General features: G+C 51.1%; 27 protein-coding genes. 23 read left to right on the top strand and 4 right to left on the bottom strand.

The features are described 5' to 3' along the window. The first annotated feature begins 105 nt into the window (after positions 1–105). Both OK409_RS18610 and OK409_RS18605 read left to right on the top strand, forming a co-directional pair. A complete protein-coding gene (locus tag OK409_RS18610) occupies positions 106–1,155 on the top strand; it encodes an alpha/beta hydrolase (protein WP_140034343.1) in 1,050 nt (349 codons plus the stop codon). A 270-nt stretch (positions 1,156–1,425) separates the two neighbouring features. Continuing rightward, positions 1,426–2,106 carry a nitroreductase gene (locus tag OK409_RS18605; RefSeq protein WP_031594680.1) on the top strand — a complete coding sequence of 227 codons (681 nt, stop codon included), beginning with the start codon at positions 1,426–1,428 and terminating at the stop codon, positions 2,104–2,106. On the opposite strand, the gene OK409_RS18600 is transcribed toward OK409_RS18605, so the two are convergent. Both OK409_RS18600 and OK409_RS18595 read right to left on the bottom strand, forming a co-directional pair. Then, positions 2,107–3,315 carry a multidrug effflux MFS transporter gene (locus tag OK409_RS18600; RefSeq protein ID WP_140034344.1) on the bottom strand — a complete coding sequence of 403 codons (1,209 nt, stop codon included), beginning with the start codon at positions 3,313–3,315 and terminating at the stop codon, positions 2,107–2,109. It abuts the gene before it with no gap. A 271-nt stretch (positions 3,316–3,586) separates the two neighbouring features. Next, on the bottom strand, positions 3,587–3,928 hold the full coding sequence (locus tag OK409_RS18595; protein WP_140034345.1) for a hypothetical protein: 342 nt from the start codon (positions 3,926–3,928) through the stop codon (positions 3,587–3,589). Between the two features lie 281 nt (positions 3,929–4,209). Between OK409_RS18595 and OK409_RS18590 the strand changes: the two genes are divergently transcribed. The 19 genes from OK409_RS18590 to OK409_RS18500 all read left to right on the top strand — a co-directional run bounded on the left by OK409_RS18590 (position 4,210) and on the right by OK409_RS18500 (position 20,342). After that, complete coding sequence (locus OK409_RS18590; RefSeq protein WP_140034346.1) at positions 4,210–4,980, top strand: DUF3800 domain-containing protein; 771 nt, start codon at positions 4,210–4,212, stop codon at positions 4,978–4,980. A 400-nt stretch (positions 4,981–5,380) separates the two neighbouring features. Next, positions 5,381–5,716, top strand: a complete 336-nt coding sequence (locus tag OK409_RS18585) for an RAQPRD family integrative conjugative element protein (RefSeq protein WP_140034347.1) — start codon at positions 5,381–5,383, stop codon at positions 5,714–5,716. Further along, entirely contained in the window at positions 5,716–5,958 is a 243-nt protein-coding gene (locus OK409_RS18580) for a TIGR03758 family integrating conjugative element protein (protein ID WP_140034348.1), read from the top strand. Before OK409_RS18585 ends, OK409_RS18580 begins: the two co-directional genes overlap by 1 nt. A gap of 30 nt (positions 5,959–5,988) precedes the next feature. Then, positions 5,989–6,378, top strand: a complete 390-nt coding sequence (locus OK409_RS18575) for a TIGR03745 family integrating conjugative element membrane protein (RefSeq protein WP_140034349.1) — start codon at positions 5,989–5,991, stop codon at positions 6,376–6,378. Positions 6,379–6,393: 15 nt separating this feature from the next. Further along, entirely contained in the window at positions 6,394–6,759 is a 366-nt protein-coding gene (locus OK409_RS18570) for a TIGR03750 family conjugal transfer protein (protein ID WP_064691080.1), read from the top strand. Then, on the top strand, positions 6,756–7,394 hold the full coding sequence (locus OK409_RS18565) for a PFL_4703 family integrating conjugative element protein (RefSeq protein WP_140034351.1): 639 nt from the start codon (positions 6,756–6,758) through the stop codon (positions 7,392–7,394). The genes OK409_RS18570 and OK409_RS18565 overlap by 4 nt, the downstream gene beginning before the upstream one ends. Further along, the gene (locus OK409_RS18560; RefSeq protein ID WP_258195920.1) at positions 7,394–8,311 is read left to right on the top strand and encodes a TIGR03749 family integrating conjugative element protein; all 918 of its coding nucleotides are present in this window, start codon (positions 7,394–7,396) and stop codon (positions 8,309–8,311) included. Before OK409_RS18565 ends, OK409_RS18560 begins: the two co-directional genes overlap by 1 nt. After that, positions 8,301–9,842 carry a TIGR03752 family integrating conjugative element protein gene (locus tag OK409_RS18555; protein WP_140034352.1) on the top strand — a complete coding sequence of 514 codons (1,542 nt, stop codon included), beginning with the start codon at positions 8,301–8,303 and terminating at the stop codon, positions 9,840–9,842. The genes OK409_RS18560 and OK409_RS18555 overlap by 11 nt, the downstream gene beginning before the upstream one ends. 11 nt (positions 9,843–9,853) lie before the next feature. Next, complete coding sequence (locus OK409_RS18550) at positions 9,854–10,270, top strand: TIGR03751 family conjugal transfer lipoprotein (RefSeq protein WP_140034353.1); 417 nt, start codon at positions 9,854–9,856, stop codon at positions 10,268–10,270. After that, on the top strand, positions 10,270–13,128 hold the full coding sequence (locus OK409_RS18545) for a conjugative transfer ATPase (protein WP_140034354.1): 2,859 nt from the start codon (positions 10,270–10,272) through the stop codon (positions 13,126–13,128). Before OK409_RS18550 ends, OK409_RS18545 begins: the two co-directional genes overlap by 1 nt. Next, positions 13,125–13,520 carry a hypothetical protein gene (locus OK409_RS18540; RefSeq protein WP_140034355.1) on the top strand — a complete coding sequence of 132 codons (396 nt, stop codon included), beginning with the start codon at positions 13,125–13,127 and terminating at the stop codon, positions 13,518–13,520. Before OK409_RS18545 ends, OK409_RS18540 begins: the two co-directional genes overlap by 4 nt. 203 nt (positions 13,521–13,723) lie before the next feature. Beyond that, entirely contained in the window at positions 13,724–13,981 is a 258-nt protein-coding gene (locus OK409_RS18535) for a hypothetical protein (protein ID WP_258195921.1), read from the top strand. Between the two features lie 240 nt (positions 13,982–14,221). Continuing rightward, complete coding sequence (locus OK409_RS18530) at positions 14,222–14,617, top strand: TIGR03757 family integrating conjugative element protein (protein ID WP_140034356.1); 396 nt, start codon at positions 14,222–14,224, stop codon at positions 14,615–14,617. Beyond that, positions 14,617–15,591 carry a TIGR03756 family integrating conjugative element protein gene (locus tag OK409_RS18525; protein WP_140034357.1) on the top strand — a complete coding sequence of 325 codons (975 nt, stop codon included), beginning with the start codon at positions 14,617–14,619 and terminating at the stop codon, positions 15,589–15,591. Before OK409_RS18530 ends, OK409_RS18525 begins: the two co-directional genes overlap by 1 nt. Positions 15,592–15,600: 9 nt before the next feature. Continuing rightward, the gene (locus tag OK409_RS18520) at positions 15,601–17,055 is read left to right on the top strand and encodes an integrating conjugative element protein (RefSeq protein WP_140034358.1); all 1,455 of its coding nucleotides are present in this window, start codon (positions 15,601–15,603) and stop codon (positions 17,053–17,055) included. Then, complete coding sequence (locus OK409_RS18515; RefSeq protein ID WP_263055014.1) at positions 17,052–17,435, top strand: hypothetical protein; 384 nt, start codon at positions 17,052–17,054, stop codon at positions 17,433–17,435. Before OK409_RS18520 ends, OK409_RS18515 begins: the two co-directional genes overlap by 4 nt. Beyond that, positions 17,435–18,943 carry a conjugal transfer protein TraG N-terminal domain-containing protein gene (locus OK409_RS18510; protein WP_140034360.1) on the top strand — a complete coding sequence of 503 codons (1,509 nt, stop codon included), beginning with the start codon at positions 17,435–17,437 and terminating at the stop codon, positions 18,941–18,943. The genes OK409_RS18515 and OK409_RS18510 overlap by 1 nt, the downstream gene beginning before the upstream one ends. A gap of 362 nt (positions 18,944–19,305) precedes the next feature. Then, entirely contained in the window at positions 19,306–19,767 is a 462-nt protein-coding gene (locus tag OK409_RS18505) for a helix-turn-helix domain-containing protein (protein WP_064691087.1), read from the top strand. Next, positions 19,767–20,342 (top strand): PIN domain-containing protein, encoded by a 576-nt coding sequence (locus OK409_RS18500; protein ID WP_140034361.1) that lies wholly within the window; start codon positions 19,767–19,769, stop codon positions 20,340–20,342. The genes OK409_RS18505 and OK409_RS18500 overlap by 1 nt, the downstream gene beginning before the upstream one ends. A gap of 159 nt (positions 20,343–20,501) precedes the next feature. Here the strand turns inward: OK409_RS18500 and OK409_RS18495 are convergent, their stop codons facing one another. Then, complete coding sequence (locus OK409_RS18495; RefSeq protein WP_140034362.1) at positions 20,502–20,906, bottom strand: hypothetical protein; 405 nt, start codon at positions 20,904–20,906, stop codon at positions 20,502–20,504. After that, the gene (locus tag OK409_RS18490; protein ID WP_140034363.1) at positions 20,884–21,552 is read right to left on the bottom strand and encodes a recombinase family protein; all 669 of its coding nucleotides are present in this window, start codon (positions 21,550–21,552) and stop codon (positions 20,884–20,886) included. The genes OK409_RS18495 and OK409_RS18490 overlap by 23 nt, the downstream gene beginning before the upstream one ends. Before the next feature lie 236 nt (positions 21,553–21,788). Here OK409_RS18490 and OK409_RS18485 point away from each other — a divergent pair, with 236 nt between their 5' ends. Next, positions 21,789–22,115, top strand: coding sequence for a hypothetical protein (locus tag OK409_RS18485; protein ID WP_140034364.1), 327 nt, complete (start codon positions 21,789–21,791; stop codon positions 22,113–22,115). Positions 22,116–22,130: 15 nt separating this feature from the next. Further along, positions 22,131–25,466, top strand: a complete 3,336-nt coding sequence (locus OK409_RS18480; protein WP_140034365.1) for a hypothetical protein — start codon at positions 22,131–22,133, stop codon at positions 25,464–25,466. The last annotated feature ends 205 nt before the right edge of the window (positions 25,467–25,671 follow it).

Genomic DNA, 25,671 nt, shown 5'->3' with positions numbered 1-25,671 from the left:
TGTTATGTCTCTGTCACGATGCTGACAGCCCCCCGCTCCTAATCTGGGACTGCATATTTGATACCGCAGCCTGCAGAGCCGGGCTGACACGCATCGGGAGAGATCATGAAATTCACGCTTATAAGCGCAATACTGCTCACGGCAATAGCCGGAGCGACTTCAGTCAATGCGGCTGACTACAAAAAAAACCCCTTTACGCTCGCTTATGACGGTGCCATCACTGAGAACGTCAAAGGCAAGGTCAACATCCATCCGGTAAAATACGATCTGCATGGCATCCAGATTGCCGCGAATGTTTACACCCCGGCCAATTACGACCCTGCAAAAAAATACCCTGCAGTGGTGGTCGCACACCCCAATGGTGGTGTGAAAGAACAGGTCGCCGGGTTGTATGCGCAACGCCTCGCTGAGCATGGTTACATTACTATTACTGCCGATGCAGCCTGGCAGGGCGGCAGCGGTGGCAGACCTCGTAGTGTGGATAAGCCTGCAAACCGCATTGAGGATGTTCACGGTATGGCTGACTACATCAGCCAGTATCCGGGGGTGGATACGTCCCGCCTCGGCCTGCTTGGCATCTGTGGCGGCGGTGGGTATTCACTTGTTGCAGCCGAAACGGACAAACGGTTCAAATCGATCGCAACAGTCAGCATGTTTAATTCAGGGCTTGTACGCCGTAATGGTTTACAGGATTCACAGCTGGATACTGTCCAGCAGCGGCTGCAGCAGGCTTCTGACGCGCGGGCTCAGGAAGCTGCCGGAGGGAAGGTTCTTTATTCCGGCGATGCAAATCTGACTGATGAACAGATCGCTAAATTACCTTTTGCCTTATACCGACAAGGCTATGAGTACTACTGGAAAACCCACGCGCACCCGAACTCTACCTTTAAATACACGACAAGTAGCCTGCTGGATTTGATGAACTTTGACGTGACAGACCATATCAACCTCATCAATAAACCGCTGTTAATGATTGCCGGTACAAAGGCAGATACCTTGTATATGACCGAAGCTGCCTTTGCTAAAGCGACCGGTACGAAGAACAAAGAGCTGTTCCTTATCGACGGTGCAACCCATATAGAGACTTACTGGGTTCCCGGATATGTTGATCAGGCAATGCAAAAATTAGACGTATTCTTCGATAAGAATATTTAGTCAGCCTCCGAGGACACCCCGGTCTGTCCGGCTGGGGGATATCGCCTGCCTGCCGTTACTTCCCGCTTCACTTCACTCTTTTCATTTAAGTGATATATCCAGACTAACGAAGTTGTGGCTAAAGATAATTGCGCTACGAAAATAGGTGCTATGAATAAAATTCATAGGCTTAATCAGAAACAAGGAATGATCATTAAAAGCCGGTTGTGACAGGATGGGCCCGGAGAGAGCGATACATTCTCTTAAGATCACTTTCAGGCGGAGGAGCAAATGAGTTCGCAAGAGCCAACATTCAGTGACGTTGTTAAAAGCAGGCATTCAGCAAGAGCCTTTCTTCCATCTCCTATTCCCGATGATGTCCTCGAAGACATTCTGTATGAAGCACAATGCTCGCCATCCAACTGCAACACGCAACCCTGGTCCCTGCACATCGTCATGGGAGATAAGCTTGAAGAGTTAAGCCAGGCATTGACTGCGGATCTCAGGGCCGGAAACGACAGTTCCGATTTCACCTTTGATAAAGAAGCCTATCCTGAGCCATTCAGGGAAAGGGCTTCAGAACAGGGACGCTCCTATTACCAGGCTCTGGGTGTTGCGCGCGGCGATACGCTGAGTCGTTCAGAAGTGGTCGAACGCAATGTCAGATTTTTCGGGGCACCCCATGTGGCATTTTTGTTCATTCCTGTTGTAGGCGATAACGTTCGCGTTGCCTCAGACGCCGGCATGTACGCTCAGACGTTCCTGCTATCGCTCACGGCTCGCGGTTATGCGGGAGTCCCGCAGGCAGTACTGAGTTACTTCGCGCAAACGGTGCGCCGGATCTTACATGTCCCTGAGAATTTCAGGCTGCTTTACGGCATTTCGTTTGGTACGCCAGATAAAACTCATCCTTCCCTGCATTACAGGGAAGGACGAATTCCTGTTCAGGAAAGTGTTACCTGGCATCGATAACTAAGCGTGATTTTTTACCTTCACTGTCAGTGCCATCAGGGCGCTGGCTGCCGTGAACAACGCGATAATCCAGCCCATTGTCCATGGTGTGCCATCGCTAAATAGTGCCAGAAGCAGCGATGAGACGATACCGCTACCGTATTGCAGCGCGCCCATTAAGGCTGATGCTGAGCCTGCAACTTCAGGTACAGCGTCCAGTGCACAGGCCGTAGACGTTGCGGCGATAATGCCATTCATGGAGAAGAACACGAAGACAGTTGCCACAATCACGCTGATACCGCCAACTCCCAAGCCAGTTGTAACTGCCAGCGCTAATGCTGCAATAGCAGCGATGAATACAGCAATCCGGAGCAACGTTTCCAGCGGATAGCGGTGAACCAGGCGTCGGTTAACCATGCTCACTGCCATCAATCCAACAACGTTTACGGCAAATAACCAGCCGTAATGTTGCGGATCAACACCGAACCAGGTGATGTACACAAACGGCGAGCCGGTGATAAATGCATAGGCCGCGACATAATAGAACGTCAGGCATAACGTAAAACGCATATAACTGGTGTTGGTAAGTAATGATTTGTAGTTCCGAAAAGCGCCGGGTACGGAAGCTTGTATACGTTTTTCCGCGGGAAGCGTTTCCGGTAACCAGAATAACGATATCAGCAATAATGTCCCGATAATCGCCAACAGCCAGAAAATGGTGTGCCACGAGGTGACTTTAATCATTTGCCCGCCAACCAGTGGCCCGGCGATCGGCGCTATTGCCATGATTATCATCAGGGTAGACAGCATGTGTGCTGCACGGGTACGACTGAACAGGTCGCGAATCATTGCTCGCGCCAGCATCGGACCGGTACAGGCCCCCAATGCCTGAAAAACGCGCCAGAAGACAATCTGTGTAATATCCGTTGATAACGCACAACCTACCGAGCCTATAACGAATAATCCCATCCCGAAAAACATCGGCCGGCGTCGACCGAAGCGATCGCTAAGAGGCCCCCAAATGAGCTGGGCAAGGCAAAACCCAATCAGAAAACCCGTGATCGTCAGTTCTGCATCGCCCTGTAAATCAGTGGCCATGACAGGCATGGCAGGAAGATAAATGTCGGTTGATAAGGAAGTAACGGCCATTAAGGCACTGAGAATTAGCAAAAAAGAAAAACCGATTTTACTGGTTGTCGCTGGCTGTGTTGGAGCCTGAGGGTTAAGCATGGCAGTCCGCTTTGATATGAATAATCAGACGTATGCTAACGTGTTTATCCTGCCGGATAATGGTATGCAGAGGGATTAGAGCTATGAATAATATTCATTAATTTCTTGAATTTTGAAGGCAGTGAGAGCCTGATAGCACACTGGCCTGTATGAGGGGTTATCACTCATTAAAAGCAAATCAACTCTGTGTCAGAGTTAAGGCCACTCTCCGCTTTTAGCTAATAGCATACCTTACCATGCGCAGATGTCCGCTTTGTGCCAGAAGCGGACGTTAAGGAGTAGAAGGAGAGTCATATTCCCAGGCAGATGGATCGCTGTAAATATTACCATCGTCGTCCATTACCCGAGCGCCGAGGAACCCGGCAATGTCTAACATTTTTCTATATAGCTGCGTGTCTGGCCATTTGGTGTAAATATTGCCATCGTTCCAGTCAAGCCATGCCTCATCATGCGATGAAGCACCCAACCACAAAGCATGATAATCGCCATTTTTAAGGTCTATCGTTAATTCGTTGTCACTATCAATGAGAGAAAGCCACTCCTCAGGAGTTATTTGTGCTTCTTCATTTTCAGCCCAAAAATCAGCCCGTGTTATATATAACTCTACGCCCATGATCTCTCCACTAACCATTCAAACATTGGTTTTGCTTAACAGGTTCACTTACAAATTAACACTGGGGATTGTTTTACGCGAGTTACATGCAAACTCCGGTATATGATGACGTCCGCTTTTCGCTCATAGAAGACCTTCGTCCTGCTCGTCAAGTACCATGAGTAAATTGTGCGAACGTATTGATACATTAAATACCTGAGTGATCCTGAGTAGACCTACAAACATTGTCTGTCGCTTGGGTTGAGCATAAAATACCCATTCAATTTTGAGTGGGTATTTGTATGGAATACGTGGCTTTTGGCGATGAAAGTGGTACGACAGGAAGTGACCGCTGTTACGGCATTGGTTTGCTATGTGTGCGTAAAGATACGTTGCACATCTTCAATGAGCGCGTCCAGAAGTTAAAAGATAAGTACGGGATTGTCGGTGAGTTGAAGTGGTCCAAGATTAAGAATAGTGCAGGGCAGGCAAACATCTGCATTGAGCTGCTTGCTATAGTGCTTAAGAACTCGTGCTGCTTCCACTCGATTGTTGTAGTTAAGAACATCTACAACAACTGGCAGACGGACAGGGAGCTGGCTTTTTACCAGACGTACACAATGCTCGTTAAGAACGTTGCTAAACAGATCAAGAGTGACGTTGAGGTCATCATCGACCAGAAGATCGATAAGTACAAAAAGAATGATGAAGTGACAGGTATTGTTGCTAACAATATGCTGGCGAGGGCAGGGATGAAGAAGCTGGTTAAGTCTGTCACGATGCACGACTCTAAGCATCATCTTGGATTGCAGGTTGTCGACATTCTGACCGGAGCTGTAAACTCTGGGTACTTGAAGTATCTTAATCCTCGGCTGGAACTATCAGTGGCTAAGGAGCTTGCCTTTGAACGTATGGCTGCTCTGCTTGGGTGGGATTCATTCCATTACGATACATTCCCGAATAAGGATTTTAATATCTGGCATTTTCCACAAGAGATGCGAGCTATGCCGGGTTCAAAGAGTATTCGACCTGATTACAGCGTTCCATTAGTTAAGCGGGAAGAGCTGTCCTAACCTTGACTTCAAAAATAGATTGTTATGCATAGGCCGACCAGATTTAAAGGATAGGTGTCAATCGACTCTGTAGTGGCGCACTAAATTTGGCCACCGGAACTAATATGTGAATATCCGCTTTTCGCTCATAGCGGACTTTAATGTCTTAATAGCGTAACCACTGCTTTTACCAGGCTGGACGACGTTACCTGAACTCGTTTCGGGTAACGTCGTCAGCAGGCAAGCCGCGAAGCGGTGCGACAGCAGAAGTTAATAGTTACAACACCCTAAAACATTCTAACCACTTCACCCCGCTTCAACCCCTCCCAATTAATTTTCATTTTCGGGTAATGAGTTAACGGCTGACCCGTCCAGCCGGATTCCGCATCCTTACCGCACCAAACAACCAATGGAGGTGCATATGAAATCTTATCGCCCGGTAGCTCGACTTTTTCTGTATGGCGGCGTGCTGGGCCTTTCATCTCTCACGGCGCTGTCAGCTCAGGCATCTGAAAAGGATGAGCTGGCGTCCGCCCAGCGCATGATCGTTCAGGTGCAGGCGTCGCTGGAGCGTGCCCGGGTGGCCGCCGCTCAGGAGGATACCGCAGAACGTGGCCGCTACTTCTTTGACTACCAGCGCGCCACGGCAGATCTGCGCACCATCAGCGCCGGCATCGATCGTTACATTGAGCCGTCCCGGGCACAGCCTCGCGATCTGTCGGGCGTTTCGGGCAATTACCGTCGGGAGCGTCCCTGATGGCAATGACTCAGGCGCAGGTGATGGCCTTTAAGGCAGCTTCGGGCGATCTGGACCCCGCAGCGATGCACCTCTTATGTCTTGGTCTGCTGTTCTCCACGCTGTTTACCTGGGTCGCCTGGGCCGCCATTGACCTTTACTCGGGCTGGGCCAACCAGCGGGTGAGGGAATCAGCAGTAAAAAGCCTTTTTATACGGGGCATCGTTTTAGTCGTAATCAGTATCTGGATGTTCGGAAGTTAATTTTTTTCAATCACTTAAACAGGAAATATCATGTCAAACATTGCGTCTTTAGTTTCCATTACGCGTTCCGGCGTGCGTAAAAGCTGGGCCCGTGCCACCACGCTGGTGACCCTGAGTGCTCTGTCGGTTGGTAATGCTATGGCGGATCTGCCGGCTGTTGAAGCCCCAACCTCGGGCGGCGGCGGCGGCGGGCTGATGACTACTATCAAAGGTTATTTTCAGGACGGCATCATTCTCATCGGCCTCATCATCGCCGCCGTGTGCTTCCTGAAGGTTGCGGAAGCTGGCATCACCACGTTCAGCGAGGTCCGCGACGGGCGCGCCACGTGGGGTAAATTCGGCGGAATTATGATCGTGGGCGTAGTGTTGCTGGTTCTGGTTATCTGGCTGCTGGGCAAATCCGCCGAAATTGTTACCTGATAAGGAGCGGTGTGAATGGCGACCATCCGAGATATGCCGGATCGTCTCAATTCAGAGCCAGTCGTATTCCGGGGGTTTACCACCCCCGAGTTAGGCCTGGCTGCCTGCATCGGAGTCGTTCTGGGCTTGATCATTTCACTGCCCTTTGCACTTTTTCTCAGTTGGCTGGTTATCCCCACGGGGAGCCTGCTATTTCCGCTGGTGTTCATCAGCTTTGGCGGAAAGTGGCTTGCCCGCAAAAAGCGCGGCAAGCCCGAGAACTATATCTGGCAGATGTTCGCGCTCAGAAAGCGCCACATGGGGATCGGTGATCCGAAACTGATCGTCGATTCCCGGCGCTGGTCTGTGCGCCGGAGTATACCAATCAGGAGTACCAAATGAGTCGTTTTCGCCACGCGGTTAAGGGCCGCGATCAGCATATTTTTACCCTGAGGGCGGCCTGCTTCGTGTTGCTGATACTGCTGATGACCGCTCTGGGTGGCTGGATGCGCGCCCCGGAGAAGCTGACCATTCATATTCCGCCCGATCTGCGCAAGGGCAGCACGCGTCCCGTGTGGGAAGTGCCACCGCCGACCGTTTACAGCTTTACGTATTATATTTTTCAGCAACTTAACGCCTGGCCGAAAAACGGCAAAGTGGACTATCCCGCCCGTATTGAGTCGCTCTCACCGTACCTCACGCCTCAGTGCAAGGCGTTTCTTAAAGAGGATTCAAACCAGCGGGATGCCAAAGGCGAGCTGACTGACCGCGTGCGCGTTGTTTATGAAATCCCCGGTAGGGGTTACACCACTAAAAGCGTCAAGGTTATCGACCGGGACAACTGGGTCGTAAGCCTCGATCTGATTGCGGATGAATACTACCTCACCGAGCCGGTCAAGCGCGCAACGGTACGCTATCCGCTGAGAGTCGTTCGCTGGGACGGCGATTCCGAAACCAATCCCTTCGGGCTGGCACTGGACTGCTACGAGGGTATCCCGCAACGGCTTTCTAAGGCAGAAAATAAGGGAACATTGTGATGATTTGCTCAAAGATGACCTTCAGCTCCCGCGCCTGCCTGGTGGCGCTGTCGCTCACACTGCTGCCCGCCGCGATACTCAGCTCAGCATCTGCCCGCGCCGACGAGCTGATGAAGTGGGAACGCGTTCCCCTGCAGATCCCCCTGAAAACAGGCACCGAGCGCGTTATTTTTGCTGACAAAAACGTACGCGTCGGCTTTCCGCCCGCGCTCAACGGCAAGCTGCGTGTGCAGAGCACCGGCGGCGCGGTTTACCTCAGAGCTGAAAGCGACTTCCCGCCAACCCGCCTGCAGCTGCAGGACATGGAATCGGGCGAGGTAATCCTGCTGGACGTTCGCGCCACCGGTAAAGGCCCGACCGAGCCGGTCAAAATCATCTACAGCGGCGACGTCAGCACGGCCAGCAGCGCCGCTGAAGCCAGCTCCCCGGCGTCCGGCGCGGAGGGAGATAAACCGCAGGCTAAACGTAAAAAAGTCAGCTACAAGGCGCCCATTCCTGTCCTACTGACGCGCTATGCCGCGCAGAACCTTTACGCCCCCGTACGCACGGTTGAAGGGGTGTCGGGTATTCATCCGGTTAATCCGCAGCTGCCGTCGCGAATCACCACGCTTTACCCCTCGGCGCCTGTGACCGTGTCACCCGTGGCCGGCTGGGGTGTGGCCGGTCGTACGGTGGTGGCGCTGCGGGTGCGTAACAACTCCCCGCAAAAGATCGTGCTCGATCCGCGGGAGCTACAGGGCCAGTTCGTCACCGCCACCTTCCAGCATCGCTGGCTGGGAGCCGCCGGCACGCCAGAAGATACCACCACGCTTTACCTGGTCACCGCCGGCCGCGCCGATGAGGCATTCGTGCGTGAGCCCTCTACTGCCCGCAAGGCCGTCCGTTCCGCCCAGAAGGTGAACCGCTATGAAGATTAAGTCAAACGGCCTGGTCAAGGTCCTGGTGCCGGCGGTGCTGATTGCCGGCGTCTTTGTGGTCGTTAAAGGCCACAACAGCAAACCGTCCGAACCGGCGCAGCCCTCAGCGCAGAGCTCGCCAGCGCTTGCGAACCTGACGCCGCAGGAGCTCAAGGCCATCGGGGTTGAGGGCGACACGCCGCAGGACACACTGCGAACCATCGTAGGCTCGCTCAACGCCGTGCGCCAGCAGCAAGCCACACTGAACAAACAGAACGCCGACCTGCTGGAAGAAAACCGCAAGCTGCGCGCTCGCAACCAGAACGTGTCCGGACAGGTTAACGAGGCGGTACAGGGCGTACAGAAAGGGTTTAGCGAGCGCGAAAAGCAGCTGCGTCAGCAACAGAATACGCTGACGTCGAAAATTAACGACCTGACCTCCCAGCTGCAGAGTACCGGCAAAGGGCTGGCCGACAAGACCGCCGGCCAGGATGGCGACATACCGCTGGGCCTCGGGCTGGACGGAATGGGAAGCGGGAACGGCAGCCCGGCTGCGGCGGGTAATGACGGCATGATGTGGGTAACGCCACAGGACGGTAAAAGCGCCGCGTCCGGCCAGGGCAGCAATGGATCCGGTGCCGGCACCAGCGGCACAACGGCCTTCCCGACCTCATTCATGAGCGACAATGCGATTACAAAGCAGAAAGCACACTACGAGCAGCAGGTGAAGGGATCGACCAGTGAAAAGGGTGAGGAAGACGAGGCCGAGCCGGTCTATACCCTGCCGGAAAACTCAACACTTATTGGTAGCCGCGCCATGACTGCCCTGCTGGGCCGCGTGCCAGTTAACGGCACCGTGACCGACCCATATCCCTTCAAGGTGCTTATCGGTAAAGACAACCTGACCGCCAATGGCATCGAGCTCCCGGACGTAGAGGGCGCGATCGTGTCCGGCACGGCCTCGGGCGACTGGACCCTGTCCTGCGTCAGGGGCCAGGTGAGTAGCATTACCTTCGTGTTTACCGACGGTACGGTGCGCACCCTGCCGAAGCCCGACCGCAGTGGGCGCGCGGGCAACGGCAGCGGTCAGAACGCCCGCAACGGCGACAAAGACACCGGCACAAACGGCGGCATCGGCTGGATTTCCGACGAGAACGGCATTCCGTGCATTTCCGGCACGCGTAAATCCAACGCGTCCACGTACCTGCCGACGCTGGGCCTGCTGGGCGCCGCCGGCGCCGCCGGCGATGCGGTGGGCCAGAACCAGCAGACCAGCCAGACCAACGCCTACGGCGGCGTCACCTCCACGCTGACCGGCGACGCCGGACAGGCCGTGCTCGGCAAGGCGCTTTCCGGCAGCTCCGACGAGATCACCGAGTGGGTGAAGCAGCGCTACGGCCAGACCTTTGACGCCATTTACGTTCAGCCGGGGGCGCACCTCGCCGTGCACATCACCCGCGAGCTGGCAATCGACTATGAAGACAAGGGCCGCAGGGTGCGCTACGACTTCACCCTGCCTGGTGAAGACGGCCGCACCGGCGGGCTCGACTGAGGAGAAATAACATGCAGATTTCAGCAACGCTTGGCGTTTTTGTACTGGTCGCGGCCGCCACCCTGACGGGCTGCTCCACGTCAAAGGATGAGATGCTTCCGGCGGGCGACAGCAACATGCTGGAGCTGTGGAAGGGCACGGACGGCGAAAGCGGACCGTCGCGCGGCGTGGAGGGGCGCGCCGCCCTGCGCCGCGCCCTGACCGACGGCGAACAGCAGGCAGCCGCCGGCGACGATCGCAGTTACAGCCGCACGCAGGAGTCGGAGATCAATCAGCAGTTTCCGCGCCTGCCGAATCCAGACATGGTGATGTACGTTTTCCCGCACCTGGCGCAGGGCAACACGCCCGTGCCGGGCTACAGCACCGTTTTCCCTTTCTATGACCAGACGCAATACGCGATGCCAGGCGAACGCACGGAGGCGCTCTAATGTTCGGACTCTTTAAAAAAAGTCAGCACACGCGACAAGATTCACCTGAAAAAAGCATCCCGGAGCCGCTGACGCGTCCGGGAAATATGACGCAGAATGATGAAAAGCGTGTTTACGCGCATAACCCGTCCGTCGTGGACTACCTGCCTTGGGCGGAGTTCCTGGACGAAGAACAGTGCCTGCTGCTTGACGATGGCGTCTCGGTTGGGGCGGTGTACGACATCACCCCGGTTGCCACCGAGGGACGTCCCGACACACGCCTTGAGCAAATCCGTGATGTGATTGAGGACGCCCTGCAGGACAGCTTTGATGACATTGAGGCCAATCCCTGGATCGTGCAGTTTTTCTGCCAGGACGAAAACGACATGGACGCCTATCTGGACAAGCTGCGCGGGTACGTCAAGCCGCACGCGCAGCACACCGAATTTACCGAAGCGTGGCTACAGGAAACCGAAAGTCACCTGCGCGGCATCGCCAGACCGCAGGGGCTTTTTGAAGATAAGCTGATCACCGGGCAGCCTTGGCGCGGCCAGCAACGACGGACCCGCATGGTCGTATACCGCTGGGTGGATAAAAACAGCCGTGACCTGATGCCTCCCGTCAGCATGCTGAACCAGGCATGCGAAAGGCTGTGCGGCGCCCTCTCCAGCGTCAACATCGGCTGCACGCGCCAGAACGGCCTGCAGATCCATGCCTGGCTGCTACGCCTGTTTAACCCGGCACCGGAAGGCATGGACAGGGAAAGCTTTTACCGTGCGGCGGCTTATGAGGATAGCCGCAACACTCCGGACGGCACGATCCCCGTTGAAAACGATTTCTCCGAGACGCTGCTGTTCACGCCGCCACGTTCTGACGTAGAGAACGGCGTGTGGTGGTTTGACGATCTGGCGCATTCAGCGCTGTCGGTTGAGCGGCTGCGTAAGCCGCCGACGCCGGGTACGCTGACCGGGGAGAAAAGCCGGGGCGAGAAAAAGGTCAATGCTCTGATGGACATGTTTCCCGAAGGCACGATGCTATGTATGACCATCATTGCGGAGCCACAGGACACGCTGGAAGAGAAATTTAACCGGCTGGCAAAGAACGCCATCGGGGAAAACACCGAGTCCGGACGTGTGCGCCAGGACGTGGCCGCCGTAAAGGAGTTGCTGGGCAGCCGGCACAAGCTGTACCGCTCCGCCATCACGTTCCTGCTGCGTGCAAAGGATATGACCGACATGAATCGAAAGCGCATCGAGCTTTCCACAGTGCTGCTCAACGAGGGGCTGCAGCCCGTCCGCTCCGAGCACGAAGTTGGCCCGCTGAACTCCTGGCTGCGCGCGCTGCCGATGTGCTTTAACCCCCAGAGTGACAAGAAGCACTGGTACACCCGCCTGACGTGGGTTCAGCACCTTGCCGGACTGCTGCCCGTCACCGGACGTGAAACCGGCACCGGCAACCCGGGTTTCAGTTTTTTTAACCGGGGTGGCGACGTGCTGAACTTCGATCCGCTCAACAAACACGACCGCTCGCAGAACGCGCACATGCTGCTGTTCGGGCCAACCGGGGCGGGTAAATCGGCCACCCTGTGCTCGATGCTCTGCCAGCTAATGGCCGTACAGCGCCCACGTCTGTTTATCGCCGAGGCTGGCAACAGCTTCGGTCTGACGGCGGACTACTTTGAAAGCCTTGGCCTCACGGTGAATAAGGTCAGCGTCAAGCCTGGTAGCGGCGTATCGCTGCCGCCGTTCGCCGACGCGCACAAGCTGTTTGAGGTGGACGCGCCGGCGCCGGCAGTAAATGAAAGCGACCTGCCTGAGATCGACGAGGACAACGAGGACGAAGAGGGAGACGGCAACGAGAAGCGCGACATTCTGGGCGAAATGGAAATCTCAGCCCGCATGATGATCACCGGCGGCGACCCGAAGGAAGACGCTGCGCTCAGACGCGCCGACCGGGCAATGATCCGCGAAGCGCTGCTGATGGCCGCAAGGCAGAGCCTGAATGAAAATCGCCAGATGCTGCCGGGCGATCTGCAGAACGCACTGAACCGCATATCCGTGGATGAGGCCAGTGAAGGAGGCCAGATCCGTAATGAGTCGCGTCGGGCAAAGGCAGCTGAAATGGCTGAGTCGCTGGGCATGTTCACTCAGCCCGGCAGCTTTGAGGCCGAGCTATTCAATCAGGAGGGCGCGCTGTGGCCGGAAGCGGACGTGACGCTTATTGACCTGGGCCACCTTGCACGCGAGGGTTACGAGGCGCAGATGGCGCTGACTATGGTATCCCTGACCAATACTGTTAACAATATTGCCGAACGCGACCAGTATCGTGAGCGCGACATCGTGTTTACCGTGGATGAGGCGCACATTGTGACCGTTAACCCGCTTCTCGCGCCGTATATGACCAAGGTGGTCAAGATGTGGCGTAAGCTCGGCGCGTGGCTCTGGCTTGCCACCCAGAACCTGGAGGATTACCCGGCGGCTGCAGGTAAAATGCTGAACATGGCCGAATGGTGGATCTGCCTGACCATGCCGAAGAAAGAAGTTGAGGACATCGCCCGCTTCCGCACGCTTTCCGAGGAGGAAAAGACCGTGCTGCTGTCTGCCAGCAAACTTTCCGGGTGTTATACCGAGGGCGTGGTGCTGTCGAAAAAAATGCAGGCACTGTTCCGGGCCGTGCCGCCCAGCCTGTTTCTGGCGCTGGGCATGACGGAGAAGGAAGAGAAAGCGGAGCGCAAGGCACTGATGCGTAAACATAACTGTTCAGAGCTCGATGCTGCTATTCTCGTAGCAAGAAAACTGGATCGTCTGCGTGGACTGATGACGGCTGAGTCGGCTGGGATGCCGGAATACAACGATAAAAGAGAGAAGCTGACCGCATGATTAAGCTTAAATACGCGAGCCCTGTAACACACACACCTGCGGCCGATGAGACGCCCACGCCGACTCTTTTCGGCCTGTATCCGCAGGGTGAGCCTGTCGCCACGCAGAGCACCCAGGAGCGACTTGAGGCGATGAAAGGCGCGCTGAAGGAGCGCCTGCAGCCGCCGGTCGCCATTACCTGTAACCCGCATCGGATCGGGAAAAACAGCTGTGTTGCCATTCATCTGGAAGATGGCCGGGGAAAGCGTGCTGACATTCTTCTGACTCAGGAAGGTCGTGCCAGCCTGCCACTGGACAATGAATTTGACTCGCCTCGCTGGTACGTCAACGTGCCCGATGCGGCGGATATGGTTTATATGACGCTCTGGGTTAGCAGTATTTTTCAGGAGTAATGCCCGTCTCAGACGTATCAATTAGCCGGCCGATCTGGCCGGTTTTTTAGCATCAAATCAAATCTTTTAATCCACGTTAATTAACATCCGCTTTCAATTAATACTTGGTCTCATCTTGCTTCCAAATACTGGAATACATTAATTTCACTAACCAGCAATGATCCAATCATATTATTTCAATAAATCACAAAGAGGGTTACTTAGTGAAAAACACAACTGCTATTGCTCAGGAACTGGAGAATTTTTTAAACAATCGTGAAAATGATAGTGCCAGCTCGCGAGCCGAACTGGCTGAGTTTTGCGTTGAAACCATTTATAAATTTGTTAAATTTAATCGCTCTGAAGGCGAGGGTCTTGATGGCCGGGACGGACCTGAACGTCAGGGGCTCGGAGAGGTGCTGGACGCAGCAAAAAATCATAAGTTCGACATTGGCATGGCTCAAATTAATAAGAAAATTTAACATTAAATCTGCACTGTCCAGCTTTTATCTGTTTGTCCAAATGCCTCCTGAAAGCGCAGGAGGCAATTTTCCATCCTGGTTAAACCTGTCACTACAAATGTTCTGTCGCATACTTTTTTGTTCAAACGCCGAATTCTGGCGTGACCTGAAAATTTTCAAAATCCGAAATAGAGTTTACTGCTGAATCCCTGAGCACGCGCTGTCACGCTGGCATCCTGATACCCGTGACGGAGATTTGCAATGCGCATCAGGACACTCCTGTTTTTTTCCCTGCTGATACCGATCCAGGTAATGGCAGGCACCGTCGTTTTTACCGACGCTCAGCACCCTCCCCTGAATCTTACCGCCGATACTGAAGTTGTCTGGCTGGATGGGCCAGATCGTCTGCAGCAGGCTATTTTCGGTGATCTATCGTCAGATCCTCAGCAGGCCGCCCTGCAGGCTCAGCAGGTCATTCAGTCACCCGACTGGCCCCGGAAGCAGGCGCAAATTGCCGGCGCCTATCGTCAGGTGGTCCACGCCTGGGAAATTGGCCTGCACAAGTACCCAGCCGTAGTATTTGATGATCGGGACGTAGTATATGGCACGGCTGACGTGGCGCAGGCCAGCCTGCACCGTACGCAGGGGGCAGGCTGATGCCAGGGTCATACAAAAAGCACCTCGCCGCCGCCGGTACGGCCTCGGTTCTGGCCGTGGCCGCCGCACCCGCCACGTTTGCCGCCATCAATACCGCCGCGATTATCGCCAGCGCGGTGACGCAGGACTGTATCAGCTGGCGCGTGAGTGGCGTCTGTTACTGGCTGATGTGTACGCCCTTTGGCTGCTCGGTTAAAACCTCGGTTAAGGTGACGCATTATATTCCTGAGGTGGTGGTATCAACTTACACAGGACCGGGCAGCAATCCCTGGCATGAAACGGCTTTTATGAGCGGAGCTGCGGGAGCCGTTGACGGCGGACTCACCAGCGGCGCTGCCGCCGGCGGAGGCAATGCCGCCGACATCAAGGACGCAGGGCGTCGTCAGTCAAACATCAAATTTAAATACGCAGACGCCATCGGGCATCCGGCGACCTCTCTGATTGGCGGCAGCATCGCCGGCTACTCCTGCGACACCGCTGCCCGGGCATTTAACCCCTACTTCCTCAGCACCCTCGATTCGCTTATGTGGCGAACGGGCCTGCCGGAATCGCTTTATCCGGAGGCGCTTATTCCCGGACAGCGCGAGCTGGGCAGCCAGGCCGCCGCCAACATGTGGGGCAACCTCTATCCACGATCGGGCTTCGTCAGCCAGACGGACGATGACAAGGCTTCCGCCGTCGTCGCCCAGCGCGTGGCCGACATCATCACCCGATCCGGGCAGATCCACGTTTATCAGCAGCTGAAGGGCACCCGTAAGCCGGGCTACTGGCCGCCGGGCGAGGTGAAAGAAAACACCGGCACGGCCAATCATAAATGGCAGCGTCTGTCGCCCACGCTCTCGGCTACCTGTGCCGTATTCCCCGACGGCGCCTATCCCACGGCGCAGGACGGCAACGAAGCCTATGCCCTGTGGCAGCCCTACAGCTGCTGCAAACGTCGCGGCCAGACCTTTCTGTATGCAACCAATTTTTAAGAGGCAACCATGAACACAACCACACTGAGGCCAGCGTTTCTTGCGGTCCTGGTCAGCATATCGATCGGCATGGCACAGGCTGATGACGATAACCGGTCCGGCGCATTTGGCATTTCACTGCCGTCGGTCAACGACAGTGCGTTCGGCTACGGCAAAAACGTCAGCGGCGCGGTATCTGACAAGCTCTATTACACCCTCGGCGGAGGCTCCGTAATTTCCCAGCCAGCCACGCGCAGCAGCATGCGCAAACTGGGAATGGATTTAGGCTGGAGCAGTGACCTGATGTGCGGCAATTTCGATCTTAAAACTACAGTGGGTAACCAGCTGAACGGCGTGACCAGCGGCTATAAAAACCTGATGAGCGACGTTATTCAGGGGGCCACCGGCGCGGTCGCCAGCCTGCCGGCCATGGTGATACAGCGCGCCAATCCGGGCCTGTACGACATGCTGACCAACGGTGTGCTACAGGGAAGCGTAGCATTTGATAAGGCCCAACTTAACTGTCAAAACATGTCTAAACGCATGATGAACTTTGCTGGCAACAACAAGTGGAACCAGAGCGCAGTCATGGATGAGTATAAATCGCTTGTCAACAGTGGCGATGCCGACGCGGTACGCGTTAACAACGCCTCTGAAAAGCTGCAGGGCAAGTCCGGACAGAACTGGATAGGTGGACAGAAGCGCGGCGGGCAAAATCAGCCTGCCATTCGTCCTACGCACGATCTGGCCGCCGCCGGCTACAACATGATGAACAGCCAGCCCGTGCTAAGCAACACGCCAATCAGCAACAGCAGCTGCAACGGCGGTGCGTGCGCAAAATATGGCAGCGCAGAAGAGGCGGCTAAAGCCGTGGTGCAGGTGGTTGGTGACAGCTCGCTGCGCACGTGCGCCGATGCATCACAGTGTACCAGTGGCGATGACGAACAGCAGCCGGGAGCCACTCAGGCCGGCACCGGCTTTGCCCCCATTCTTGAGGAAACGACAAAAGAGAACACGGACCAGTTGGTTAAACTGGTTAACGGCAGCGAGCCGCCCAACGCCACCAATTTGGCGAAGCTTAAAACTGGCAGCCTGCCAATCACAGCCGGCGTTATCAGGGCGCTGCAGCGTGATCCTGACAATGCCGCACTCACAGCCCGGCTTGCGGGCGAGCTGGCAATGGCTGATACGGTAGAAACGGCGTTGATTATGCGCCGTATGATCGTCACCGGCATGTCAGAGCCGAACGCTGCCTCCCAGACAGCCGCCATTGAAGAAGGCGACCGCCGGGTAACTGCCATCGACAGGGAAATTACCGCGCTGCGTAACGAAATGGAGCTCAAACGCGAGCTGTCCCGTAACTCCGTGCTGACCATTATCGAGCGCGAAAATGGCCGTGTAAATAGCAACCCGCAGACCCAAAGCGATGACAACACTGACAGCCGCATGAACCGGCTGGCGGTCCCTGAGACTGAAAGCAAATGAGCGAGGCCCGCACCATGAAACCTGTAAGGGAGGCGCGCCGCGCCTCGTTTTTCCGTCGTCATCCTTTTCTGCAGCGCACGCTGATTATTGCCGGCACGCTGCTAATTTTGTTGCTCGCCGCGCTCGTTATTGCGGATAACGCAATCAAAAATCCTGACCAGACGGCCGCCTTCAGCAAATGGATGGAGCAGGCAAAATACGGCTGGCTGATGTGGCGGCTGGCGGTATACGGTGGCCTGACGTGGGGGTTTGTGAAGATCCTGCGCGCGCCCGGCTTCAGGTCGCAGTACAGGCAGCCGCTAATGCGGATTGCCGCCGTCAGCGTGGTTTTTGCCGTTGTGTGTGAACTGGTGCTGCTCAGCGGCACGGGAGCATCATAATGCTGACTAACAGCTACCTGGAGTATTTCCTGACCCTGCTCGGCTGGGTCGTTAATAACGGTTTGTGGAATATCCTGCTCAGTACCGGCCTTTTTGCCGCCCCGGTGGCCTTTCGCCTTATCGGCATCTGGCTGAAGGTCCGGGAGGAAGGTGAAGATGAGGGAAACAAGGGGGCGCTGTCCATTCCCCGGATGGAGCACGCCATTTACACCTCCTTTCTGGTCATAATTGCCTGCTGTATGCCGCTGATGAACGTGGACATGAGCACCATCAAATATGACGCCACGCGCGCACAGACGTGCGGGACCTGGACACCGAAGGCACCGGATGACACGGGCTATTCGCCCGTGATTTCCAGCCTTAATGACCAGACCGCCGCCGCACCTGTGTGGTGGTATCTGATGCACAAGCTGGCAAAGGGCATCACCCAGGCGTCCGTCGCCACCATCCCCTGCCGTCCTGATATGCGCCAGATCCGCTTTGAGGTGCAACACACGCGCATCAATAACAAGGGACTCGCCGAGGAGTTGCAGGACTTCACCAACGACTGCTATTCCCTGGCGCTGTACATGTGGAAGCGCGAGGACCAGGGGCAGACGAAGGATAAAGCCACCCTGCGCGACATTGAGTGGATTGGCAGTAAGACGTTCCTAGGCAGCTATTACGGCAGCCTGCAGTCAAAAACACCACGCGCCGCGTTTCCATGGAACGAAAGCCGGGACAGCGGGCGGCCGGACACCGGCCGGGGCGGCTATCCGACCTGCAGCGAATGGTGGAGCAAGGCCGAAACCGGCCTGCAGGCTCGCGTCGTGGACCAGGCTGACCCTAGCTTATGGACCCGTCTTTCAGCAGCCATGACCATGATCGGAGGCAATGCGACCGACTACCGGGAGGCCGTAGTACGCCGTCTGGTAAGCCCTGAGAGCCTGACGGTTTCACAGGGCGGCCATGTTTATGCCGGCTACGGCGGCAATGCGGATTTCACCCTAGATAACTCAGTATCACGCGTCGCGGCGATCGGAGGAACGGCCCTTGGAAGCCTCGCGGCGTTTCCGGCATTTGACGCCATGCGACAGGCCTTACCAATGGTCCAGGCTGTGATGCTAATGGCCGTAGTGGTCATTCTGCCGCTTATCCTGGCGTTCTCTGCGTATGAGATTAAGACGGTTATCACACTGACGTTTGTTGTATTCGCCCTGCACTTCCTGACGTTTTGGTGGGAGCTGGCGCGCTGGCTGGACAGCTGGCTGCTGACGGCGCTCTACAGCTCGGACACACACAGCAGTTTCAACATGGCCGGCTTTCAGAACAGCTCGGATGATCTGATCATGAACTTCGTGATGGCATCGATGTTTCTGGTGCTGCCGGCGTTCTGGATGGGTGCGCTTTCATGGGCAGGTATCAGAGTGGGTGGAGCACTTGATGGTGCGCTTAAAAACGGAAGTTCTGATGTGCAAAAAGCAGGCGGTAGTGCTGTTGATACCGCTAAAAGAGCCGTGAAATTATAACGTCGGTGTAGATGGGGTGAGTTTAGATATAGAAAATTATTGTACGGTAAGCCTGTTTTTTAGACAGGTTTACCTATAGCAATCGGGTGCACTCCCGCGCCAGACCGAAACGGCTAGAGTGCCGCACTCGTCAATAATCGCCTTTCGTGCGCATTTCGTATGTTTCGCTTGTTTCGTTTGTTGCGTTTTTCGTTTATTTCGACTAATCTATTTATTAACAGCTGCTGTAACACTAAAACTAAAATCGCACACTAAGACCATAAACTGAAATCACATACTAAAGCCATAAACTGAAATCACAAACATACGCATATACACATAAAATTATACATTCAAATCAACTAGATAACTGGAATACTAAAATGACAAACTCAATTCTTGATAGCCTTAGCCTTCCGGCTAAAGGGGAGATTGAGGCAGCTGTACGTGGACAAAGGGAGCTTGCCGCCTACCTCTCCACAAAAATGGAAACACAAAAAATTGCAATTCAGGACGCAGATAACATAACCCACCAGATCGAACTGCCAACGTCTTCACTGACGCTGCTTATGTCGATTTTAGGTGAACTGGCCCTCGGTAACGCGGTTCAAGTTGTTCCTGTACATGCAGAATTAACGACGCAGGAAGCAGCCAATATTCTGAATGTTTCACGCCCTCACATGGTGAAACTGCTGGAAGACGGGAAGCTGCCTTTTCATAAAACAGGTCGCCACCGCCGCGTGCTTTTCGCCGATTTGATGAAGTACAAAGATCAGCGAGATAGCGAAAGCAATAAAGCAATGCAGGAGTTGGCAGATCTAAGCCAGGAGCTTGGACTTTACTAATGAACCACACACCTTATCCCGTAGTTTTAGATGCTTGCGTACTTTACCCGTCATTTCTACGGGATTTACTGATCCGCTTAGGGCTGACTGGACTGTATCAGCCGAAATGGTCAGCCACTATTGAAGATGAATGGCAGCGGAATCTTTTGGCAAATAGGACTGATTTAACCCCGGAACAGATTCAACACACCGCCGCACTGATGAATAAAGCTGTTCCCGATGCGATGATTACAGGTTTTGAACCGCTAATTGATAGTGTCGATTTACCTGACGTTGACGATCGCCACGTCGTCGCAGCTTCTGTTCGTAGCAATTCTGAAATCATAGTGACGTTCAATCTTAAAGATTTTCCGGCACCGGCACTTAATGCTTTCGGTATAGAAGCATTGCATCCTGATGATTTTGTGATGGATTTGTTCGATTTAAATCGCGCGCTCGTACTCTCGGCAGTAACTACGCAGCGTAGCAATCTGAGGAGGCCGCCAATGTCAGTTGATGAATACTTAGAAGCGTTACTACGGCAAGGCATGGCGCAAACCGTAAAAGAGTTAAGCATGTATCGCTTGCTGATCTAGTCCGCTTAGTGGCCGATAAGGCCTCTGGCTACGGTTACGGCCTATGAAGTAAGTAGTGAACGACCTTCGGCAATAGCCCTAAAAATGTACAAAAAACAGGCTTACCGTACAATAATTTTCTATATCCAAACTGCCCCCAAGATTAGATGCATGAGACTTCTAATCTTCATCGTCATCATTATCTACACGATAAGAAGGTCCGGGGCCATGCTCCGGGCCAGTATAGATTCCAGTGCCCTCGCTACCATTACGCCACTCCGTGCCGTAGGAGGGGTTATGCTCACTGTTGTAACCGTCTTCATTACTGATAGTTATGTTGCAAAGCATATAAATGAACATAGCTGCCACAACAATTAAGCTACCTATTACTACCCCACAAAGCAGAGCTGTAATCAGCAAACAGAAAATTGCTATCGGAACGGGTAATCGTCCCAAAATGTTTGGTAGCCCATTTTTCTGGGCCCAGCTTATGCAGGCATCATTCGATACCCTCATTGTTTTTGTTAATTTCTTATACAGACCCGCTGCCTGAGCTCCGCGCTCATATGCTGTGTGCTTCATCATCCACCCCTTTCCCTTCGGGATCACTGTTACTGAGATGGCGCTGCGTAATCCTAATCACTTGGCGCTCTGAGATGCCGCATATTGAAGCTGTCTCCCTGATACTCATCCCGTTTTGCAGACGCAGCTTAATGACATTCTGATGCATCTGCAGATTCGGCTGACGACCTTTGAATTTTCCGCTCTCTACCGCCTTAACTATCCCTTCGCTCTGCCGGCGACGTCTGTCCTGATAGTCTTTGCGTGCAATGGCTGCAAGCATATCCAGCATCATTGCATTTATAGCCCGCAGCATGGCAGCTGTGAATTCGTCTCCACGATGGTTCTCGAGCGCGACATAACTTGTAGGCAGGTCCAGGCTGATGATCGACAGGCTTTTGCTACTTATAAGCTCTTTAAGTGTTTTCCAGCCATCATCATCAAGGCGAGATAAGCGATCAACCTGTTCAATCAGTATCGCATCACCCGGAGCCGCGTTCTCAAGCAATCGCATCAGCTCAGGTCGCCTCAGTGACGCACCAGATACATTCTCTACGTACCAGCTGGCAATCCGATGTCCACGTTCTGAAACAAACTGCTGAAGACGATCTTTAGCGCGTTCAGCGTCCTGCTCTCGCGTGGAAGCACGCAGATAAGCAAAAATGTACATTTTTTACCCATAAATGACTTTTAGGTTATGACTAAGGATAGCATGACTTTTATATCATGACTTAAAGGTAAAAACGCATGATTTTAGGGGGTGACATTTGGGTATACTCAAATGTCATGAAAAAAAATTTCACATAAGCATCAATGATGATTGCCAATGAGTAGGATAAGTCTTAGTTTATGAGGGAAGGTGTATCTGACATAAATGAACATGGTTTAACCCAAAAGGAAAACTACATGGAAGCAATCACTACAGCAATCCTAGCACGCGGAATTTATGACTTGTTACAGGCTGGTTTATCATTCTCAAAAAGCACTATAAAAGAAAAGTTAAAAAGCTTTATTCTGGATGATGAGGCAGTTGAATCTCTTTCAGACAAGATTAAATCAATACCGTTGAACGATGAAATGAGTCCTAAAGCTATTGAAAGAAGATTTGATGAATCCCCGGAAATTAAAGCATTATTAAACGCAATTCCCGCTCAATCTGTAGTTAATATAAATCAACAGCATTCGGGCTCAGGCGACAACGTTGGCGGCAGCAAGATAGTTAACAACAAATAGTTAATAGGTAACCCCATGTCAGATACAACCTTAATTCATTCAGGGCCAGGCGATAACGTAGCTGGTTCTAAAATCCTTAACATTGGCACCTATATTGAAACAATCACTTCTACGACTCCTGATTCTTTGAAAACACCTGTCAGAGCAATATTGGATGCAATAAATAATAGAAATTTTGATGCAGCAAGAGAAAAAATAAGTCTTATTGAAAGTATGGGCGGGCTAGAAAACGCCGTAACAGAACTTCTAACTATCCTAAAAATAAAATGTGAACACACATCTAATCCAAGCTTTGAGATAGATCTTAGAGAGATAACTGCAACATTACGAAATTCAGAAAATAAGATCGTAAAAGATTTAGCACTATCATTAATTTTATCTGTGGAGTCCACAACCAAGGAGATTGAAAAAGCAAAGAAAAGATTTGAACAAAGTAAAGACGTTGGGCCATATAGTAAAGCAGTTGCTTTAGCTTTCTTCTCTACTAAAGAAGAACTAATTCAATTATATCGTGATGATATGGACAACCTATCTGAAGTAGAACTTAACGGTATAATTGAAGGGTTAACACGTCTAAAATGTTTTGTTGAGGCTCAGCAAGTTGCAGATTATCTAAAATTAAATTTTGATAATTATAATTCCCAATACGCAGCAGTATTCACAAAAGCGTTAGTGTTCAACGAGAGCATACAAAAAAGAGATTATTGGATTTTAACGCAGCTAGAAAAAGATGAAGTTGATAACTTACTTAATGAAGCTCTGCAAATCTACAAAGACAGTGAATGCAGTGACTCTAGATTATTCAGTATTTTTTTTCCTTCATTAATTTTCACTAAGTTTTCAAACGATGAACTTATAGAAGTTTGCGCATCAAATATAGATAAAGCCGAAATCTTCGCCAAAGATTATGCAGATGAAATCCGAATGTCGCTTAAAGCAGGTGATGTATCAGATAACCACCCAACTAAAATTTTAGAAAAAATTATCTGCAGCGATAAAGATAAAGAAGAAAAAATTAGTGAAATAATAAAAACTAATGAGGTGGATAACCTCACATTCTGGATTGCAGAAGAAATAATCCCTGATGATGACTTTAGGGCTTGGATAGATAATGGCGTTACTATAACCGGTGCATTCAGTGATTTTGAAAATAAATTAAATGCATTAAGAGTGCTTTTGTTATCAAGCAATGATGCTGAGTTAGATACGTGCATAGAGTCACTACTCAAAACACCAAAGCCTGAGCATGAGCATATCAACTCAGAATTTATTCAAGCGCTAAGTGAACTGCTTTATAAGCGCGAAAGAGAAAACGAAGCTTGCGATCTCCTCTTGTATTTCCTAAAAGAAATAAAAGACATATGGTGTTCTCCACTAATTTGTTACACCCTTTTTAAACTACACAGTATCGCCCGTCATAAGGATGTGATATCACTAATCGACAAGGTGAATGATAAAGAAAAACCTATTGAAATTTATAATATGATAGTTTGGACTCACCTATATTATGGATCAGCCAAAGAAGCTTTAACTGAAGCAAAAAAAATCAAAGAAAACAATAGCCTAAACGGAATCGATCTTAAATTTAAAACTCTTTACAAGCTAGGTATGTTTGCACAAATTGATGAAATAATTAGTAATTTAGATGGCTCTTTATTTGCAAAACCAAAAAGCGTGACACTTGAAATAATAAAAATATTAGTTGAAAGAAAGAATTTTAAATTAGTTGAAAGCATCATTATTGATTGGTTCAAAGAGTCATTGGAAAATAACTACTATTATATCTCTGAAGCGTGCTTACAGATTATAATGAGCAAACATGTTCAAAATTTTAAACCATCATATAATATCAATGGCTTAGAGCGTGCAATCCAATACTTTGATGGTGATAAGAGTATTATCAAAATAATATCCAGTGATGATAATTTATCTAATCGGCATACTCTTACCCCAAGTTCCATTCTAGCGAAAGCTTTTAAGGATAAAGAGGTAGGAGATGAAGTCATATCAGGGATAAAGCATTTAAAAATAGAGAATTTTTTACCACCATTTGTTGCAATTAAGAATTTAGCAACAGAAATCCGAGATGAGTCAAATGACGGTTCAGACGTCTTTCAGATTTTAACATTATCTGAAAATCCGGAAACTATGGTTGAGCAATTTAGTAGGTACTTACCTCAAAATAAGATTGATGACACATTATTTACGAACAAAGCCATTCCTCTAGCTATTAGGATGAATTTAATTAATAAGAATGATCCAGTTAAGTCGGCTATGATGCTTCTACAAAATCAAGATACTAAATTCGAAGCATTAATAAATGGAGGGAAAAATATTGAGACTGATGCGTGCACTGACATAATAACTATTATGTACTTATGCTTAACATCGACGTCTCAATATTTTGTTAAAAATGGAATTAAATTGCACTTAACTCAGGATGATATTGATGCGCTCAAGAACTGGGTTAACTATGTTGAAAACGTTAAATCCTTATCTGTCTCTAAAGATGAAAATGGTAAAATCCTGTGTGTACCATCTGAACTCGTTAAAAAATTCAATGCCAATGTTATAGCTAACTTAAAAAATATTTTCCCTTTACTTCATGTGTTAACTATTATCCCTGACAACTATGATAAGACTTTTAATGATAATATTAAAACCTGGGGTCATCGCTGTGTTAAATCAATATACGCAATAAAAAATAGCGATATACCTATTTTTTCCATAGATACGCAATTATGTTGGTTTATGGTACATCTTTTTAAGATAACTCCAATTAACCCGTATAAACTAATCGGTGATGCGGCATCAACACTTTCAATATCTCAAAGAGAAAATTTAATTATACTGCATGCAGTTAATGGCTTGCCTTTCCCGATCCAGAGCACTGACTTTTTAAATCTTGCATGTTCACCTATCGATCCTGAGGGCGATGTTCTTTGTAAGCTTCTTAGTAATTATGTGGGTTCTTTCAATGATGAACTCAGAGCAAGCGATTTTTTAGCCCAAGTTTTTGACTGTTATCTTAGAAAATCAGTAATTACCAATTCATTACCGGGTGAGTGCTATAATAACAGCCACTTAACGGCTTTTAATAATCCATATGGACCTAAGGTTGATAGAGTCTTTAACATATGTTGTAGAGCAGTAATGAAGCATAAATATGCTTCATCAGAGATTTCTGCTGAGGAAAAACTGGCTAAATTTTTTGTTAGTTTAGTTCCGTCTATGTTTTCAAAGCCTAATACAAAAAGATTCATAACTACATTATTTTTCCTATACATGCAGGGACATTTCCTCGATATGGGTGAGACAAATAAGAAAGCTATGGAAATAATTACCTCCTGATATTTACCAAAATACCATTACTTAATTTTCACTTGTGGGTATTAGCTATGTTGATGGCTTTTCCCACATAATCATTCACTGTTCATTCGCTCCTCAATCTAAAAATAACTTACACCTGCAGATAGCAAAAATCGCCATTGATTTCTTTTCTAACAAGTTTTGCTTTCAAATTCAGCACAACATTTACTATAACCTTTAAAATTTT

The organism is Pantoea sp. RG18, from assembly GCF_025910075.1.
Taxonomy (GTDB): domain Bacteria; phylum Pseudomonadota; class Gammaproteobacteria; order Enterobacterales; family Enterobacteriaceae; genus Pantoea; species Pantoea agglomerans.
The sequence above is the reverse complement of the archived record's forward strand: the minus strand, read 5'-3'. Positions and strand labels throughout refer to the sequence as shown.

Excerpts from the sequence above, each read along its gene's own strand:
- OK409_RS18490 (WP_140034363.1), bottom strand. The coding sequence starts at position 21,552 with ATGTACATTTTTGCTTATCTGCGTGCTTCCACGCGAGAGCAGGACGCT.
- OK409_RS18550 (WP_140034353.1), top strand. The coding sequence starts at position 9,854 with ATGCAGATTTCAGCAACGCTTGGCGTTTTTGTACTGGTCGCGGCCGCC.
- OK409_RS18520 (WP_140034358.1), top strand. The coding sequence starts at position 15,601 with ATGAACACAACCACACTGAGGCCAGCGTTTCTTGCGGTCCTGGTCAGC.
- OK409_RS18565 (WP_140034351.1), top strand. The coding sequence starts at position 6,756 with ATGAGTCGTTTTCGCCACGCGGTTAAGGGCCGCGATCAGCATATTTTT.
- OK409_RS18570 (WP_064691080.1), top strand. The coding sequence starts at position 6,394 with ATGGCGACCATCCGAGATATGCCGGATCGTCTCAATTCAGAGCCAGTC.
- OK409_RS18555 (WP_140034352.1), top strand. The coding sequence starts at position 8,301 with ATGAAGATTAAGTCAAACGGCCTGGTCAAGGTCCTGGTGCCGGCGGTG.
- OK409_RS18560 (WP_258195920.1), top strand. The coding sequence starts at position 7,394 with ATGATTTGCTCAAAGATGACCTTCAGCTCCCGCGCCTGCCTGGTGGCG.
- OK409_RS18590 (WP_140034346.1), top strand. The coding sequence starts at position 4,210 with ATGGAATACGTGGCTTTTGGCGATGAAAGTGGTACGACAGGAAGTGAC.
- OK409_RS18500 (WP_140034361.1), top strand. The coding sequence starts at position 19,767 with ATGAACCACACACCTTATCCCGTAGTTTTAGATGCTTGCGTACTTTAC.
- OK409_RS18545 (WP_140034354.1), top strand. The coding sequence starts at position 10,270 with ATGTTCGGACTCTTTAAAAAAAGTCAGCACACGCGACAAGATTCACCT.
- OK409_RS18600 (WP_140034344.1), bottom strand. The coding sequence starts at position 3,315 with ATGCTTAACCCTCAGGCTCCAACACAGCCAGCGACAACCAGTAAAATC.
- OK409_RS18580 (WP_140034348.1), top strand. The coding sequence starts at position 5,716 with ATGGCAATGACTCAGGCGCAGGTGATGGCCTTTAAGGCAGCTTCGGGC.
- OK409_RS18605 (WP_031594680.1), top strand. The coding sequence starts at position 1,426 with ATGAGTTCGCAAGAGCCAACATTCAGTGACGTTGTTAAAAGCAGGCAT.
- OK409_RS18610 (WP_140034343.1), top strand. The coding sequence starts at position 106 with ATGAAATTCACGCTTATAAGCGCAATACTGCTCACGGCAATAGCCGGA.
- OK409_RS18505 (WP_064691087.1), top strand. The coding sequence starts at position 19,306 with ATGACAAACTCAATTCTTGATAGCCTTAGCCTTCCGGCTAAAGGGGAG.
- OK409_RS18595 (WP_140034345.1), bottom strand. The coding sequence starts at position 3,928 with ATGGGCGTAGAGTTATATATAACACGGGCTGATTTTTGGGCTGAAAAT.
- OK409_RS18575 (WP_140034349.1), top strand. The coding sequence starts at position 5,989 with ATGTCAAACATTGCGTCTTTAGTTTCCATTACGCGTTCCGGCGTGCGT.
- OK409_RS18585 (WP_140034347.1), top strand. The coding sequence starts at position 5,381 with ATGAAATCTTATCGCCCGGTAGCTCGACTTTTTCTGTATGGCGGCGTG.
- OK409_RS18480 (WP_140034365.1), top strand. The coding sequence starts at position 22,131 with ATGTCAGATACAACCTTAATTCATTCAGGGCCAGGCGATAACGTAGCT.
- OK409_RS18540 (WP_140034355.1), top strand. The coding sequence starts at position 13,125 with ATGATTAAGCTTAAATACGCGAGCCCTGTAACACACACACCTGCGGCC.
- OK409_RS18525 (WP_140034357.1), top strand. The coding sequence starts at position 14,617 with ATGCCAGGGTCATACAAAAAGCACCTCGCCGCCGCCGGTACGGCCTCG.
- OK409_RS18485 (WP_140034364.1), top strand. The coding sequence starts at position 21,789 with ATGGAAGCAATCACTACAGCAATCCTAGCACGCGGAATTTATGACTTG.
- OK409_RS18495 (WP_140034362.1), bottom strand. The coding sequence starts at position 20,906 with ATGATGAAGCACACAGCATATGAGCGCGGAGCTCAGGCAGCGGGTCTG.
- OK409_RS18530 (WP_140034356.1), top strand. The coding sequence starts at position 14,222 with ATGCGCATCAGGACACTCCTGTTTTTTTCCCTGCTGATACCGATCCAG.
- OK409_RS18515 (WP_263055014.1), top strand. The coding sequence starts at position 17,052 with ATGAGCGAGGCCCGCACCATGAAACCTGTAAGGGAGGCGCGCCGCGCC.
- OK409_RS18510 (WP_140034360.1), top strand. The coding sequence starts at position 17,435 with ATGCTGACTAACAGCTACCTGGAGTATTTCCTGACCCTGCTCGGCTGG.